General features: G+C 64.1%; 13 protein-coding genes. 11 read left to right on the top strand and 2 right to left on the bottom strand.

Going from position 1 to position 16,260, the window contains the following annotated elements:
• Positions 1 to 71: 71 nt before the first annotated feature.
• Together ugpA and ugpB are read right to left on the bottom strand one after the other, a co-directional pair.
• The gene (gene ugpA / locus ACLV74_RS00295; protein ID WP_411877363.1) at positions 72 to 953 is read right to left on the bottom strand and encodes a sn-glycerol-3-phosphate ABC transporter permease UgpA; all 882 of its coding nucleotides are present in this window, start codon (positions 951 to 953) and stop codon (positions 72 to 74) included.
• Between the two features lie 131 nt (positions 954 to 1,084).
• Positions 1,085 to 2,401 carry a sn-glycerol-3-phosphate ABC transporter substrate-binding protein UgpB gene (gene ugpB, locus ACLV74_RS00290; protein ID WP_411877362.1) on the bottom strand — a complete coding sequence of 439 codons (1,317 nt, stop codon included), beginning with the start codon at positions 2,399 to 2,401 and terminating at the stop codon, positions 1,085 to 1,087.
• Positions 2,402 to 2,632: 231 nt separating this feature from the next.
• Between ugpB and ACLV74_RS00285 the strand changes: the two genes are divergently transcribed.
• From ACLV74_RS00285 to clsB, 11 genes are all read left to right on the top strand, one after another.
• Positions 2,633 to 6,532: a DUF3683 domain-containing protein gene (locus ACLV74_RS00285; RefSeq protein WP_411877361.1), complete on the top strand. Its 3,900-nt coding sequence runs from the start codon at positions 2,633 to 2,635 to the stop codon at positions 6,530 to 6,532.
• A 91-nt stretch (positions 6,533 to 6,623) separates the two neighbouring features.
• Positions 6,624 to 7,037 (top strand): gamma-butyrobetaine hydroxylase-like domain-containing protein, encoded by a 414-nt coding sequence (locus ACLV74_RS00280; RefSeq protein WP_411877360.1) that lies wholly within the window; start codon positions 6,624 to 6,626, stop codon positions 7,035 to 7,037.
• Positions 7,038 to 7,204: 167 nt separating this feature from the next.
• Positions 7,205 to 7,936, top strand: a complete 732-nt coding sequence (ubiE, locus tag ACLV74_RS00275; RefSeq protein ID WP_411877359.1) for a bifunctional demethylmenaquinone methyltransferase/2-methoxy-6-polyprenyl-1,4-benzoquinol methylase UbiE — start codon at positions 7,205 to 7,207, stop codon at positions 7,934 to 7,936.
• 61 nt (positions 7,937 to 7,997) lie between these two features.
• Positions 7,998 to 9,002, top strand: a complete 1,005-nt coding sequence (locus ACLV74_RS00270; protein WP_411877358.1) for a Tim44 domain-containing protein — start codon at positions 7,998 to 8,000, stop codon at positions 9,000 to 9,002.
• A gap of 165 nt (positions 9,003 to 9,167) precedes the next feature.
• Positions 9,168 to 9,779 (top strand): hypothetical protein, encoded by a 612-nt coding sequence (locus ACLV74_RS00265; RefSeq protein WP_411877357.1) that lies wholly within the window; start codon positions 9,168 to 9,170, stop codon positions 9,777 to 9,779.
• Positions 9,776 to 11,329, top strand: coding sequence for a ubiquinone biosynthesis regulatory protein kinase UbiB (gene ubiB / locus ACLV74_RS00260; RefSeq protein ID WP_411877356.1), 1,554 nt, complete (start codon positions 9,776 to 9,778; stop codon positions 11,327 to 11,329). The genes ACLV74_RS00265 and ubiB overlap by 4 nt, the downstream gene beginning before the upstream one ends.
• 131 nt (positions 11,330 to 11,460) lie before the next feature.
• Entirely contained in the window at positions 11,461 to 11,829 is a 369-nt protein-coding gene (locus tag ACLV74_RS00255) for an FmdB family zinc ribbon protein (protein WP_411877355.1), read from the top strand.
• The gene (locus ACLV74_RS00250) at positions 11,829 to 12,470 is read left to right on the top strand and encodes a DUF502 domain-containing protein (RefSeq protein ID WP_411877354.1); all 642 of its coding nucleotides are present in this window, start codon (positions 11,829 to 11,831) and stop codon (positions 12,468 to 12,470) included. The genes ACLV74_RS00255 and ACLV74_RS00250 overlap by 1 nt, the downstream gene beginning before the upstream one ends.
• 44 nt (positions 12,471 to 12,514) lie before the next feature.
• The gene (gene aspS / locus ACLV74_RS00245) at positions 12,515 to 14,320 is read left to right on the top strand and encodes an aspartate--tRNA ligase (RefSeq protein WP_411877353.1); all 1,806 of its coding nucleotides are present in this window, start codon (positions 12,515 to 12,517) and stop codon (positions 14,318 to 14,320) included.
• A 36-nt stretch (positions 14,321 to 14,356) separates the two neighbouring features.
• Complete coding sequence (nudB, locus tag ACLV74_RS00240) at positions 14,357 to 14,803, top strand: dihydroneopterin triphosphate diphosphatase (RefSeq protein ID WP_411877352.1); 447 nt, start codon at positions 14,357 to 14,359, stop codon at positions 14,801 to 14,803.
• 125 nt (positions 14,804 to 14,928) lie between these two features.
• Positions 14,929 to 16,155: a cardiolipin synthase ClsB gene (gene clsB, locus ACLV74_RS00235; protein WP_411877351.1), complete on the top strand. Its 1,227-nt coding sequence runs from the start codon at positions 14,929 to 14,931 to the stop codon at positions 16,153 to 16,155.
• Positions 16,156 to 16,260: the final 105 nt, after the last annotated feature.

Here is a 16,260-nt window from a genome sequence, read left to right as displayed (position 1 = left end):
GCGCCTGCGGCCTGGCAAAGCCAGTTCCGCGGCCCCGGCTGACCAGAAATTCACGTGTGTTTTAGAGAACATCAGTATTGAACCTTTTTCTCGACGTAACGGAACTGGATCACGGTCAGCGCGACCACGATCACCATCAGCACCACTGACTGCGCGGCCGAGCCGCCCAGGTCCATGGCCTTGAAGCCGTCGTAATACACCTTGTAGACCAGGATGGCCGTGTCCTTGCCGGGGCCGCCCTGCGTGGCGGCGTCGACGATCGCGAAGGTGTCGAAGAAGGCGTAGACCACATTGATGACCAGCAGGAAGAAGGTCGTCGGCGACAGCAGCGGGAACTGGATGGTCCAGAAGCGGCGCCAGGGTTTCGCGCCGTCGATCGCAGCGGCCTCGATCAGAGATTTGGGAATGGACTGCAGGCCCGCCAGGAAAAACAGGAAGTTGTAGGAAATCTGCTTCCACACCGAAGCCATCACGATCAGCGTCATGGCATGGCCCGAATCGAGCAGGTGGTTCCAGTTGATACCTATCTTGCCCAGCGCATAGGCCACCACGCCCAGCGAGGGCGAGAACATGAAGACCCACAGCACGGCCGCCACGGCCGGGGCGACTGCATAAGGCAGCACCAGCATCGTTTTGTAGAACATGCCGCCGCGCGTGATGCGGTCGGCAAACACCGCCAGCACCAGCGACAGGCTGATGCCGAGGCCGGCCACCATCACCGAGAAGAAAGCGGTGGTCTTGAAGGACTCGACATAGCTCGGATCGTCCAGCAACTGCCTGAAGTTGGCCAGGCCGACGAACTCGACGGAGGTGCCGAAGGGGTCCTGCTGCTGCAGCGACTGCAGCAGCGCCTGCGCGGCGGGCCAGAAGAAGAACACCAGGATGACCGCCATTTGCGGCAGCAGCAGCAGCCAGGGCAGCCAGCTGGATTTAAAGACAACGCGTTTTTCCATAGGGCCTTCAATGGGCAGAAACTTGGGGGCGCTTAAACATAAAAACCCGCCTGGCCGTCTCTTATCTGGAAGAGGGATTCAGGCGGGCCGAGTGTAGCCCGGCGGGCGGGCTTGCTCTGTCTCGTGGGCGATCAGCCGCCCTTGTTGGCCTTCTGGAAGCGCTCGAGCTGCTCGTTGCCGCGCTTGACGATGGACTCCAGCGCTTCCTTGGCGGTCTTTTTGCCGTTCCACACCTGTTCGAGTTCCTCGTCCTCGATCGCGCGGATCTGCACGTAGTTGCCCAGGCGGATGCCGCGGCTCTTGTCCGTGACCTTGCGGATCATCTGCGTGACCGCGACGTCGGTGCCCGGGTTCTGTTTGTAGAAACCGGACTTTTCGGTCAAGTCGTACGAAGCCATCGTGACGGGCAGGTAACCCGTGCGCTTGTGGCTGGCCGACTGCACTTCAGGCGTCGAGATGAAGCTGAAGAACTTGGCAACGCCTTTGTATTCGGCAGGCTTTTTGCCCGACATGACCCAGAGGCTGGCGCCGCCGATCACGGTGTTCTGCGGCGCGCCGGGAACGTCCTGGTAATAAGGCAGCGGGGCCAGGCCGTAGGCGAACTTGGCGTTCTTGGCCACGTTGCCGTAGAAGCCCGACGATGTGTTGATCATGGCGCACTCGCCCGACACGAAGCTGGCTTCCGGCACGTTGCCGCGGCCCTTGTAGACAAAGAGGCCCTGCTTGGCCATGTTGGCCAGGTTTTCGATGTGGCGAATGTGCAGCGGCGAATCCACCTTCAGGCGCGCATCCAGGCCTTGCAGGCCGTTGGCTTTGGTGGCGAATTCGACGTTGTGCCAGGCCGAGAAGCTCTCCACCTGCGTCCAGTTCTGCCAGGCGGTCGTGAAGGGGCACTTGTGGCCGGATGCCTTCAGTTTGGCGGCTGCGTTGACGACCTCAGGCCAGGTGACGGGCGCCTTGTCGGTCGGCAGGCCCGCGGCCTTGAAGGCGTCCTTGTTGAAATAGAAGATGGTGGTGGAGCTGTTGAACGGGAAGCTCAGCATCTGGCCGTTCGGCGCGGTGTAGTAGCCGGCGACAGCGGGTATGTAGGCTTTCGGGTCGAACTTTTCTCCGGCGTCCTGCATGATCTTGCCGACCGGGACGATGGCCCCCTTGCTGGCTTGCATCGTGGCGGTGCCGACTTCAAACACCTGCAGGATGTGGGGCGCGTTGCCGGCGCGGAAGGCCGCGATGGAGGCCGTCATGGATTCGTCGTAGGTGCCCTTGAAAGTGGGTACGACCTTGTATTCCTTCTGGCTTTCATTGAACTGCTTGGCCAGGTCGTTGACCCACTCGCCGTTGACGGCTGTCATGGAATGCCACCACTGGATCTCGGTCTGCGCCTGGCCGGCCAAAGGCACGCAAAGGCCTAGGGCCGCAAAGGCAAACGCGGAAAGACGTTTTTTCATCAAAACTCCTGGGAATTGGGCACGCGCGGGGCGCGCCAAGTTAAACGGGACAGTCTAGGAACTGTTTGTGACAGACGGATTTAAGCGATTTGAGGCGCTCCCGACAAGCGGGATTTCCATAAGATAACTTAAGATTCGCCCAAGACAGGTGCGGCCACGGCTGCAAATGGTGCGCTGCGGTAATATAGGGCAACAGCGCTGGACACGGTCTGAAGCCGCTGGCTTTTCACGATGAACGCCCCTACTACACTCCAAGAACTCCATGTCTTTGCCGACGACGCAAAGGCCGGCGAAGCCCGCATCCGCGAGATTCCCTACAACTACACCTCCTTCTCCGATCGCGAAGTGGTCATACGCCTGCTCGGCGAACGGGCATGGGACCTGCTGAACCGCCTTCGCGACGAGCGCCGCACCGGCCGCTCCGCGCGCATGCTCTATGAAGTACTGGGCGACGTCTGGGTGGTGCAGCGCAACCCCTATCTGCAGGACGACCTGCTGGACAACCCCAAGCGGCGCAAGCTGCTGGTCGACGCGCTGCAGCACCGCCTGACCGAAGTGGAAAAACGCCGCACGCCGGACGCCGACCCGCAGCGCGACGCCATCGTCGGTGAACTGCTGGACGCCGCCCGCGGCGCCGTCGCGCGCTTCTACACCTCCTTCAGCGAGATGTACGACCTGCGCCGCCTGACCGAACGCAAGCTGCGCAAGCTGACCCTCAAGGACAACATCAAGTTCGACGGCCTTTCGCGGGTCTCGCACGTCACTGACGCGACCGACTGGCGCGTCGAATACCCCTTTGTGGTCCTCACACCCGACACCGAAGTCGAAATGGCCGGCCTGGTCAAGGCCTGCATCGAACTGGGCCTGACCATAGTCCCGCGTGGCGGCGGCACCGGCTACACCGGCGGGGCGATTCCGCTCACCTGGAAGTCGGCCGTCATCAACACCGAAAAGCTCGAGGCCATGACCGAGGTCGAAATGGTCTCGCTGCCTGGCCTTGAAACACAGGTCGCCACCATCTGGACCGAAGCCGGCGTGGTCACCCAGCGCGTGGCCGATGCCGCCGAGCGCGGCGGCTTTGTGTTCGCGGTCGACCCGACCTCCGCCGAAGCCTCCTGCATAGGCGGCAACATCGCGATGAACGCGGGCGGCAAGAAAGCCGTGCTGTGGGGCACGGCGCTGGACAACCTGGCCTCCTGGCGCATGGTCACGCCTGACGCGACCTGGCTGGAAGTCACGCGTGTGGGCCACAACCTGGGCAAGATCCACGACGCCGACATGGCCAGCTTCGAGCTGCAGTATTTCGAGGCCGACGGCAAGACGCCGCTGCGCCGCGAGCGGCTCGACATCCCCGGCAAATCCTTCCGCAAGGAAGGGCTGGGCAAGGACGTCACCGACAAATTCCTCAGCGGCCTGCCCGGCATCCAGAAGGAAGGCTGCGACGGCCTGATCACCAGCGCGCGCTGGATCGTGCACCGCATGCCGGCGCACACGCGCACCGTCTGCATGGAATTCTTCGGCAACGCCAAGGACGCCGTTCCCAGCATCGTCGAAATCAAGGACTTCATGTTCGCCGAGCAAAAGCGCGGCGGCGCCATCCTGGCCGGCCTTGAGCACCTGGACGACCGTTACCTGCGCGCCGTCGGCTACGCCACCAAGTCCAAGCGCGGCGGCCTGCCCAAGATGGTGCTGATCGGCGACATCGCCGGCGACGACGCCGACGTGGTGGCCCGCGCCACCAGCGAGATCGTGCGCATCGCCAACTCGCGCAGCGGCGAAGGTTTCATCGCCATCAGCGCCGAAGCGCGCAAGAAATTCTGGCTGGACCGCAAGCGCACGGCGGCCATCTCCAAGCACACCAACGCCTTCAAGATCAATGAAGACGTGGTCATCCCGCTGCCGCGCATGGCCGAGTACACCGACGGCATCGAACAGATCAACATCGAGCTGAGCCTGCGCAACAAGATCAAGCTGTGCGACGAACTGGAAGCTTTCTTCCTCAAGGGCAGCCTGCCCCTGGGCAAGTCGGACGACGCCAACGACATTCCCTCGGCCGAACTGCTCGAAGACCGCGTCGGCCAGGCGCTGGCGCTGGTGGCCGAGGTGCGCACGCTCTGGTCCGGCTGGCTGCAAGGCGTGGCCACCTTGTTCCCGCAGTTGCAGGACCATTCGCTGCGCGCCAGCTGGAAGACGCAGATCCGCGCGCCGCTGCAGGCGATCTTCTCGGGCGGCGCGTTTTTGCCCATCCTCGAGGAATGCACGGCCATCCACAAGCGCGTGCTCAAGGGCCGCGTCTGGGCGGCGCTGCACATGCATGCCGGCGACGGCAACGTGCACACCAACCTGCCCGTCAACAGCGACGACTACGAGATGCTGCAGACCGCGCACGAGGCCGTGGCGCGCATCATGGTGCTGGCCCGTTCGCTGGACGGCGTGATTTCCGGCGAACACGGCATCGGCATCACCAAGCTGGAGTTCCTGACCGACGAGGAGTTGCGGCCCTTCACCGAGTACAAGCAGAAGGTCGACCCGGAAGGTCGCTTCAACAAAGGCAAGCTGCTGCGGAACCAGGGCCACCTGGGCAGGGAAGGGCAGGGGCTTCAGGCCGATCTGACCAATGCCTACACCCCCAGCTTCGGCCTGATGGGGCACGAGTCGCTGATCATGCAGCAGTCCGACATAGGCGCCATCGCCGACAGCGTGAAGGACTGCCTGCGCTGCGGCAAGTGCAAGCCGGTGTGCGCCACCCACGTGCCGCGCGCCAACCTGCTGTACAGCCCGCGCAACAAGATCCTGGCGACCTCGCTGCTGGTGGAGGCGTTCCTCTACGAAGAGCAGACCCGGCGCGGCGTGAGCATCAAGCACTGGGAAGAGTTCGAGGACGTGGCCGACCACTGCACGGTCTGCCACAAGTGCCTCACGCCCTGCCCGGTGGACATCGACTTCGGCGAAGTCTCGATGAACATGCGCAACCTGCTGCGCAAGATGGGACAGAAGTCTTTCCGGCCCGGCAACGCCGCCGCGATGATTTTCCTGAACGCGACCAGCCCGCAGACCATCAAGTTCATGCGCGGCGCCATGGTGGGCGTGGGTTTCAAGGCCCAGCGCCTGGCCAACGACCTGCTGCGCCGGCTGGCGCGCAAGCAAACGGCCCTGCCGCCGGCGACCGTCGGCAAATCGCCCGTCAAAGAGCAGGTCATCCACTTCATCAACAAGAAGATGCCGGGCGGCCTGCCCAAGAAGACCGCGCGCGCGCTGCTGGACATCGAGGACAAGGATTACGTCCCCATCATCCGCAACCCGAAAAGCACCACGGCGGAAACCGAAGCCGTGTTCTATTTCCCCGGTTGCGGCTCCGAGCGCCTGTTCAGCCAGGTGGGCCTGGCGACGCAGGCCATGCTCTGGCACGCGGGCGTGCAGACCGTGCTGCCGCCGGGTTACTTGTGCTGCGGCTACCCGCAGCGCGGCAGCGGCCAGTTCGACAAGGCCGAAAAAATCATCACCGACAACCGGGTGCTGTTCCACCGCGTGGCCAACACGCTGAACTACCTGGACATCAAGACCGTGGTGGTCAGCTGCGGCACCTGCTACGACCAGTTGCAGGGTTATGAGTTCGACAAGATATTTCCGGGCAGCCGCATCATCGACATCCATGAGTACCTGCTCGAAAAAGGCATCACCCTGCGCACCGACCAGCCCGGCGCGGGTTACCTGTACCACGACCCCTGCCACAGCCCGATGAAGCTGCAGGAGCCGATGAAGACCGTCAAGGCGCTGCTGGGCGACAACGTGCTCAAGAACGACCGCTGCTGCGGCGAGTCCGGCACGCTGGGCGTCACCCGGCCCGACATCTCCACGCAGATCCGCTTTCGCAAGGAAGAAGAGCTGCGCAAGGGCGAAGCCACGCTGCGGGAGTCGGGCGCGGTCGCCGAAAGCGGCAACGTCAAGATCCTCACCAGCTGCCCGAGCTGCCTGCAAGGGCTCTCGCGCTACGGCGACGACCTGCAGAACGGCCTGCTCGAAGCCGACTACATCGTCGTGGAAATGGCCAACCAGATCCTGGGCAAGGAATGGCTGCCGGCTTATGTGGAGGCGGCCAACCACGGCGGCATCGAGCGGGTGCTGGTCTAGGCCGGCTGAGGCTTCGATGTCAACGGGCTTATTGCCAAAACCATGAAGGCCGGATGCGTCCGGCCTTTTTCCCTCAGAAAGTGATCGTCCCATGGCAGGCCTTCAACCCGGTTCCCCGACACCCACGGCGCTGACGGTTCACAGCCAGTCGCGAGTTCTTGAAATTACTTTCTCCGACGGCGCCGGGTTCCGCATTCCGTTCGAACTGATGCGCATCTATTCGCCGTCCGCCGAGGTGCAGGGCCACGGCCCGGGGCAGGAAATCCTGCAGACCGGCAAGCGTGAAGTCGACGTGGTCGAGCTCGAATCCATCGGGAACTACGCGGTCAAACCGGTGTTTTCCGACGGCCACCAGAGCGGGATTTTTTCCTGGGACTACCTCTACCGACTGGGCGCCGAGCAAAGCCGGCTCTGGGACGACTACGAGCGGCGCCTGCAAGCGGCCGGCATGGACCGCGATGCGCCCATGCCCGAAGCCGGCGGCCACGGCTGCGCCAGCCACTGATCACGCGAGCGGCGCGAAGGCTGTCGCCGCGCCGTGCCGGTGCTGCGAATGCCCATGTTGCGGCACTGTTGTTTTTCCAGCATAAAAGCCCGCAATAAACCGGCAATGCCCTATGTCGGCCCAGGGTTGTCGGGATCAATCCGCGCTTTGCCCTCTAGCATTGGCGCATGAGCAGCACCCATTTCGGTTTTGAATCCGTCGACGAGCAGGACAAGGCGCGCCGTGTGCGCGGCGTCTTCGATTCCGTCGCGCCCAAGTACGACGTGATGAACGACCTGATGTCCATGGGCCTGCACCGCGCCTGGAAGGCCTACACGGTGCTGGTGGCCAACGTCAAAGAGGGCCAGCAGGTCCTGGACATCGCCGGCGGCACCGGCGACCTGGCGCTGGCCTTTGCCCCCAAGGTCGGCAGCACCGGGCGCGTGGTGCACACCGACATCAACGAAGCCATGCTGCGCGAAGGCCGCAACCGCCTGCTGGACGCCGGCGTGAGCCTGCCGACGCTGGTCTGCGACGCCGAACACCTGCCTTTTCCCGATGCCAGCTTCGACGTGGTGACCGTCGCCTTCGGCCTGCGCAACATGACGCACAAGGAAGACGCGCTGCGCGAGATGAACCGCGTGCTCAAGCCCGGCGGCAAGCTGCTGGTGCTGGAATTCTCCAAGGTGGCCAAACCGCTGGAAAAAATTTACGACTGGTATTCCTTCAAGGTCCTGCCCCGGCTGGGCAAGCTGGTGGCCAACGACGACTCGAGCTACCAGTACCTCGCCGAGTCGATCCGCATGCACCCCAGCCAGGACGAACTCAAAGCCCTCATGCATAAAGGTGGTTTCGGCCATGTGGACTATCACAACATGACGGGCGGGGTAGTGGCATTGCATGTTGGAATCAAGTGCTGAAGCATTGAACCGTCATTGCCGTAATTGAGTGCTGAGTGTTGAGTGTGATTAAGGAGACGATATGAAAACGAAAATCTGGTCCGCAATTCTTTCCGCCGTGCTGGTCACGGTCATGGCCCTGGCAGGCACGTCGGCCGAGGCCAAGCGCCTGGGCGGCGGCAAGTCGTTCGGCAAACAGTCGTCCAACGTCACGCAACGCGAAGCCGCGCCGGGCGGCGCCAACTCCGCGACCAATTCCGCCGCCAAGCCGGCCACGCCCGCCGCGGCGCCCGCGCAGGCGCCCAAGCGTCCCTGGGGCGCGATGCTCGGCGGCCTGGCCGCGGGCCTGGGCCTGGCCTGGCTGGCCTCGTCGCTGGGCCTGGGCGGCGCTTTCGGCCAGATCATCATGTTCGCCCTGCTGGCGCTGGTGGTCATGGTGGTGATCGGTTTTGTCATGCGCAAGCTCAAGGGCGGCGCGGCCGGGGCGCCCGTGCGCGACCAGGCGCCGTTTGCCTTCCAGGGCGCGGGCAATGCCACCACCCCCAAGAACTACAGCCCCGAAAACGTGGGTAACGATGCCTCCGCGCGTCCCTGGGAACGCAGCAGCATGGCTTTCGACGCCAACAAATACGATGCGGCCGCACCCGCCGCTGGGGGCTCCATGATCGGCTCGGCCCTGCTGGGTTCGCAGTCCTGGGGCGTTCCGGCCGGGTTTGACGCCGAAGGCTTCCTCAAGGCCAGCAAGGCCAACTTCGTCACGCTGCAGGACGCTTGGGACCGCTCCGATATCCAGAACCTGCGCGCCATGATGACGGACGACATGCTCGAGCAGATCAAGACCCAGCTCGCCGACCGCGAATCGCACACCGGCGGCCAGGTCAACAAGACCGAAGTCGTGATGCTGGACGCCCAGCTGCTCGGCATCGAGGAACTCAGCGACGTCTACATGGCCAGCGTGGAGTTCTCCGGCATGATCCGCGAAGACGCCTCCGCCGGCGCCAGCCCCTTCCGCGAAGTCTGGAACATGACCAAGCCGCGCAGCGGCGGGAGCGGCTGGCTCGTCGCCGGGGTACAAGCTCTCCAATAACCCCCGTCCAGGCTCACTTCGTGTAGGCTGCTCCCCCCCTTTCAGGGGGGCGGCGCCTGCGGCCCGGCAAAGCTGGTTCCGCGGCGCCTGCTGGTTAAATACCCTTTCCACAGGGTTACGCCATTAAGTGCGCGACTGCGGGGGCCATGTCAGAATCGGGGTCGTATGAACACCACGACCCCTTTTTCATTTCTGGAATCCATTGCCACCCGTTTTCAGCCGCCCGCCTGGGTGGTGGATGAGGGGCAGCAGCGGCTGGTGCTGTTCCTGAACCATGTGCTGATGCAGGAAAAACAGGCGCAAGACCGCCTGTTGCGGCAAAAGGGGCGCGTGGTGCACCTGCGCTGGGGCCTGTTTTCGATTGACCTGGTGGTAACGCCGGCGGGCCTGGTGGATCGCGCCGCAACCGGCGCCAAGCCGGACCTCACGCTGGCCGTCGCCACCGAATCACCCCTCACCGTCATGCAATCCGTGCTGGCCGGCAAGCCGCCGCCGGTCAAGATCGAGGGCGACGTGCAGCTCGCCGCCGAACTCGGCTGGCTGGCCGAGAACCTGCGCTGGGATGCCGAGGAAGACCTGTCGCGCCTGATCGGCGACGCGCCCGCCCATGCGGCGGCCGACGCCGGGCGCCGCCTGTTTGAAGGGCTCAAGCAATTCCTGGCCAGGACACCGCTGTCCCCGGCCCCCGGCGCGTCCGTGGCACCCACTCCGGCGACGGCGCCGGCAAGCCCCGCACCGGCAGGCGAGGGCGCCCCGGCCGCGAAGGCCTCTGCATGACGCGGCTTTTTCGAGGCATCTTTATCGTCTGGACCATGCTGCGGTTCGGGCTGGACGAACTGGTGCTGTCCAGTTTCGAGCGCCCCTGGATACGCCTGCTGACACGCATTGTCTCGGTGGGCCGCAACCTCAAGGCGCCGCGCGGTGCGCGCCTGCGCGAAGCGCTTGAAAGCCTGGGCCCCATTTTCGTGAAGTTCGGCCAGGTGATGTCCACCCGGCGCGACCTGCTGCCGCCCGACATCGCCGATGAGCTGGCCCGCCTGCAGGACCGGGTGCCCCCTTTTGACTCGGTGATCGCGGTCGCCATCATCGAAAAAGCCTTCGGCCGGCCGCTGGACCGCATTTTTGCGAGCTTCGAGCACACGCCGATCGCCAGCGCCTCGATTGCCCAGGTACATTTCGCCACCTTGCCGAACGGCCGCGAAGTGGCCGTCAAGGTGCTGCGGCCCAACATGTTGCCCGCCATTGAAAAAGACCTGGCACTGATGCACATGATGGCCGGGTGGATAGAGAGCGCGTCTTCCGACGGCAAGCGCCTCAAGCCCCGCGAAGTGGTGGCCGAATTCGACAAGTACCTGCACGACGAGCTGGACCTGCTGCGCGAGGCGGCCAACGCGGCCCAGCTGCGCCGCAACATGCAGAACATCGACCTGGTCATGATCCCCGAGATGGTCTGGGACTTCTGCATGCCCGACGTCATGGTGATGGAGCGCATGAAGGGCGTTCCCATCAGCCAGGCGCAGCGCCTGCGCGACGCCGGCGTGGACATGAAAAAGCTGGCGCGCGACGGCGTCACCATCTTCTTCACCCAGGTGTTCCGCGACGGCTTTTTCCATGCTGACATGCACCCAGGCAACATCCAGGTGAGCCTGGCGCCGGAAACCTTTGGCCGTTACATTTCGCTGGATTTCGGCATCGTGGGCACGCTGACCGAGGTCGACAAGGAATACCTGGCGCAGAACTTCAGCGCATTCTTCCAGCGCGACTACAAGCGCGTGGCCGAACTGCACCTCGAATCCGGCTGGGTGCCCCCCGAAACGCGGGTGGACGAGCTGGAAGCGGCCATCCGCGCCTGCTGCGAACCCTATTTCGACCGGCCCCTGAGGGAAATCTCGCTGGGCATGGTGCTGATGCGCCTGTTCCAGACCTCGCGGCGCTTTCACGTTGAAATCCAGCCGCAGCTGGTGCTGCTGCAAAAAACCCTGCTCAATATCGAAGGCCTGGGCCGGGAACTGGATCCGGACCTGGACCTCTGGAGCACCGCCAAGCCTTTTCTCGAGAAATGGATGCTGGAGCAGGTCGGCCCCGAAAAACTGCTGGCGCAGCTCAAGGCCGAAGCGCCGGCTTACGCCAAGCTGCTGCCGGGCCTGCCGCGGCTGCTGTCCCAATACCTGAAATCGCCTCCCGGCATCAATCGCCGGGAGCTTGAAGCGCTGCTGTACGAGCAAAAACGCACCAACAAGCTGCTGCAGGGCCTGATTTACGGTGGTCTGGGCTTTGTTCTGGGGCTGATCGCCATGCAGATCGTCTTGCGGGTCCGGCTCTTCTAAAGCCCTGAAACCGTCAGGGGGAGGGCCCCCAACGGCCTATAATTGAAGGCTTTGCATCTGGGAGCCTTTCCCAGGCAGATTTCCCGGGAATTTCCCAATACCCGGGACAGCCCCTCAAAGCCTTAAGCACTATGCCAATCTACGCCTATAAATGCGAGTCCTGTGGGCATGCCAAGGACGCTCTGCAAAAAATCTCCGACGCGCCGCTCACGGTGTGCCCGCAATGCGGCCAGCCCACATTCAAAAAGCAGGTCACGGCCGCGGGTTTCCAGCTCAAGGGTTCGGGCTGGTACGTGACGGATTTCCGCGGCGGCAACACCACCGGGGCGCCGGCGCCCAAGACCGACGGTGCTGAAGCGGGCGCCGGCAAGGCTGCCGACGCAGCTGCATCCGCACCGGCAAGCACCGCGGCGGCTGCTGCTCCAGCCCCCGCACCGGCCGCGCCTGCCAAGACTTCGGGCGGCGACTCTTCCTCCAATTCCTCCAAGACGTCTTCGTGATGGCTTCGATCCGCCGATGGCTTCTGGCCGGACTCCTGGTGCTGGTGCCGCTGGCGATCACGCTGTGGGTGCTCGACTGGATCGTCGGCACGCTGGACCAGACGCTCCTGATCCTGCCTGGCGCCTGGCATCCCGACAAGCTGCTGGGTTTCCACATCCCCGGTTTCGGCGTGCTGCTCACGCTGCTGATCGTGCTGCTGATGGGCGCCATCGCCAGCAACTTCTTCGGCAAGAAGCTGGTCCGTTGGGGCAACTCCTTCCTGAGCCGCATCCCCATCGTGCGCTCCATTTACTCCAGCGTAAAGCAGGTCTCCGACACGGTGTTCTCGGAAAACGGCAACGCGTTCCGCAAGGCCCTGCTGGTGCAGTGGCCGCGTGAAGGTGTCTGGACCATAGGCTTTCTGACCGGCACGCCCGGCGGCGACGTGGTCAACCACCTGCAGGGCGACTACCTGAGCGTCTATGTCCCGACCACGCCCAACCCCACCGGCGGCTACTTCGTGATGCTGAAAAAAAGCGACTGTATCGAGCTCAAGATGAGTGTCGATGAAGCCCTGACCTATGTGATTTCCATGGGTGTCGTTGTGCCCGCAAAACCTGCGCCGCTGCCCGCGACCCTGCCCCTGACCCCTCCGCTTTAAACGGCGAAAACTGCCCCATAGGCGCTGAAAGCTCGAGTATTTTTATGGCCATCGTTTCCCAAATGCGTTCCAACTATTGCGGTCTGGTGACCGAGGCCCTCATGGGCCAAGCCGTGAGCCTGTGCGGCTGGGTCAATCGCCGCCGCGACCACGGCGGCGTGATCTTCATCGACCTGCGCGACCGCGAAGGTTACGTCCAGGTCGTCTGCGACCCGGACCGTGCCGACATGTTCAAGACCGCCGAAGGCGTGCGCAACGAGTTCTGCGTGCAGGTCAAGGGCGTGGTGCGGGCACGCCCCGACGGCACGACCAACGACAACCTCAAGAGCGGCAAGGTCGAAGTGCTGTGCCATGAGCTCATCGTGCTGAACCCCAGCGTCACGCCGCCCTTCCAGCTCGACGACGACAACCTGTCGGAGACGACGCGCCTCACGCACCGCGTGCTGGACCTGCGCCGCCCCTACATGCAGAACAACCTGATGCTGCGCTACCGCGTGTCCATGGAAACGCGCAAGTTCCTCGACGCCAACGGCTTCATCGACATCGAAACGCCGATGCTGACCAAGAGCACGCCCGAAGGCGCGCGCGACTACCTGGTGCCCAGCCGCGTCAACGAAGGCATGTTCTTCGCGTTGCCGCAAAGCCCGCAGCTGTTCAAGCAGCTGCTCATGGTGGCCGGCTTCGACCGCTACTACCAGATCACCAAGTGCTTCCGCGACGAAGACCTGCGCGCCGACCGCCAGCCGGAATTCACGCAGATCGATATCGAGACGTCCTTCATGGGCGAGCAGGACATCCGCGACCTGTTCCAGGGCATGATCAGCAACATCTTCAAGACCGTGCTGGCCACCGACCTGGGCGAGTTCCCCGTCATGGCTTACGCCGATGCCATGCACCGCTTCGGCTCCGACAAGCCCGACCTGCGCGTGAACCTGGAATTCACCGAACTGACCGACGTCATGGCCGACGTGGACTTCAAGGTCTTCAGCGCACCGGCGACGGCCGTGGGCGGCCGCGTGGTGGCCCTGCGCGTGCCCGGCGGCTCCGAGATGAGCCGCGGCGAGATCGACGGCTACACCGAATTCGTGAAAATCTACGGCGCCAAGGGCCTGGCCTGGATCAAGGTCAACGACGTGAGCAAGGGCCGCGACGGCCTGCAAAGCCCCATCGTCAAGAACCTGCATGACGCGTCCATCGCCGAAATTCTCAAGCGCACCGGCGCGCAGAACGGCGACATCCTCTTTTTCGGCGCCGACAAGGCCAAGATCGTCAACGACAGCATAGGCGCGCTGCGCCTGAAAGTCGGCCACAGCGAGTTCGGCAAGAAGACCGGCCTCTTCACCAAGGGCTGGAAGCCGCTGTGGGTGGTGGACTTTCCGATGTTCGAATTCGACGAGGACGGCCAGCGCTGGAGCGCCGTGCACCACCCCTTCACCGCGCCCAAGGACGGGCACGAAGACTGGATGGACACCGACCCGGGCCGCTGCATCGCCAAGGCCTACGACATGGTGCTCAACGGCTGGGAACTGGGCGGCGGCTCGGTCCGTATCCACCGCGCCGAAGTCCAGAGCAAGGTGTTCAGCGCACTGAAAATCGGCCCCGAGGAAGCGCAGGAAAAGTTCGGCTTTCTGCTGGACGCGCTGCAGTACGGCGCGCCGCCGCACGGCGGCCTCGCTTTCGGCCTGGACCGCATCGTCACCATGATGACGGGGGCAGAGTCGATCCGCGACGTGATCGCTTTTCCGAAAACCCAGCGCGCGCAGGACTTGCTCACGCACGCGCCCAGCCCGGTCGACGAAAAGCAGCTGCGCGAACTGCACATCCGCCTGCGCAACCCGCAGCCCGTCTAAACGGCGCGCCAACCGCCGGCCCGGAGAGGGGATGCCTTGAAAGCCTTCAAGATCCCCGAATCGGTGCTGGTGGTCATCCACACGCCGCGGCGCGAGGTACTGCTGATAGAGCGCGCCGACAACCCCGGCTTCTGGCAAAGCGTCACGGGGTCCAAAGACACCGTCGATGAGCCTTTGCTGGAGACGGCGATGCGCGAGGTGTTTGAGGAAACCGGCATCGCCGCCGCACCCGGCCGATTCCGCGACTGGGGCCTTTCCAATGTGTATGAGATCTACCCGGTCTGGCGCCATCGCTATGCGCCCGGGGTCGTTCGCAACACCGAGCATGTCTTCAGCCTGTGCCTGCCCCAAGCGCGAGAGGTGAAGCTCAATCCCCGGGAGCACACCGCCTGGCAATGGCTGCCGCAGCATGCGGCCGCCGACCTGTGCTTTTCCCCATCGAACGCCGAAGCGGTGTTGCTGCTGCCGAATTTTTTGTCTTGAAGGTACCCAGGCGCAACACTTTGTGACGGGCGTTTTACGGGATTGGCAAACACCGGCCAGTCGGTTTAAATGGGGGTGGATTCTTTGCCCACTTTCCACCCCATAGGGGACGAACGCCACCGGCCATGCTTGCACTTCAAAAGACCGGCGCGCTGCAACTGCTCCAGGGCGGCCGGGATTTTTTCCCGGCGCTCGTGAAGGCGCTCGATGCGGCGCAAACCTGGGTACAGCTGGAAACCTATATCTTCGATTTCCACGGCGCCGGGGCCGAGGTAGCCGAGGCACTGGTTCGCGCGGCCGGGCGCGGCGTGACGGTGCAGGTGCTGGTCGATGGCATAGGCACCAGCCCTTTGCCGCCGCAGTGGCGCGAAAGATTCGCTGAAGCCAAAGTCGACTGGTGCGTGTACTCGCCCTTGGGCACGGGCCTGAACGGGCTGAGCTTGCTGGTGCCGGAGCGCTGGCGCCGCCTGCACCGCAAGCTCTGCGTCGTCGACCAGCACACGGTGTTTTGCGGCGGCATCAACGTGCTCGACGATTTTTACGATCCCAACCACGGCGAGCTTCAGGCTCCGCGTGTCGATTTCGCCGTGGCCGCCACAGGGCCGCTGGCCGTGGAAGCCGCCGATGCCATGGCGCTGCTGTGGTGGCGCGTGCAGGCGGGCTACAGCGCGCGGCAGCGGCACATGAACGCGGCCTGGGAAAAATTCAAGGCCGCGGGTTACGGCGGGCGCACCGGCACCACGCCGCTTGCGGCGGCCAACGGCAGCGGCCCGGCCGGCCCCAAGGCCGCGCTGATCCTGCGCGACAACCTGCGCAACCGCAGCAGCATAGAGCGCGCCTACCGCAAGGCCATCGGCAAGGCGCATCGCGAGGTCATCATCGCCAACGCCTACTTCCTGCCGGGCGGCAAGCTTCGCCGCGCGCTGATCGGGGCCGCGCGGCGCGGCGTGCGCGTCACCTTGCTGCTGCAGGGGCGCTACGAGTACTTCATGCAGTACCACGCGGCGCGGCCGGTTTACGGCGCGCTGCTGGATGCGGGCGTGGAGATCCATGAATACGAAGCCGGCTTCCTGCATGCCAAGGTCGCCGTGGTGGACGGGCACTGGGCCACAGTGGGCTCGTCCAACCTGGATCCCTTGAGCCTGCTGCTGGCGCGCGAAGCCAATGTGGTGGTCGAGGACAAGGCCTTTGCCGAAGGCCTTGCGGGCATATTGCGCGAGGCCATGGTGAGCCAGGGACGGCGCATGGAGCCAGCGGCCCACAGCCACAGGCCGCTGGGCCAGCGCCTGCGGGGGTGGGTGGCCTATGCCCTGGTGCGGCTGGCTTTGCTGGTAGCCAGGCAGCGCTACTGACGGCCAGGGGCATGCGGCCTGCGGTCAGCTACTAAATTGATAGCTGGGTTTGCCCATGCGGAAAGGGTAAAAAGCCAAAGACCCTGTCGGATTCCGGACAAGACG

Origin of the sequence: Polaromonas sp. YR568, from assembly GCF_943369415.1 — a bacterium.
In the GTDB taxonomy this organism is placed as follows: domain Bacteria; phylum Pseudomonadota; class Gammaproteobacteria; order Burkholderiales; family Burkholderiaceae_C; genus Polaromonas.
Note: the sequence above shows the minus strand (reverse complement) of the source record. Positions and strands in the feature narration are given on the sequence as shown.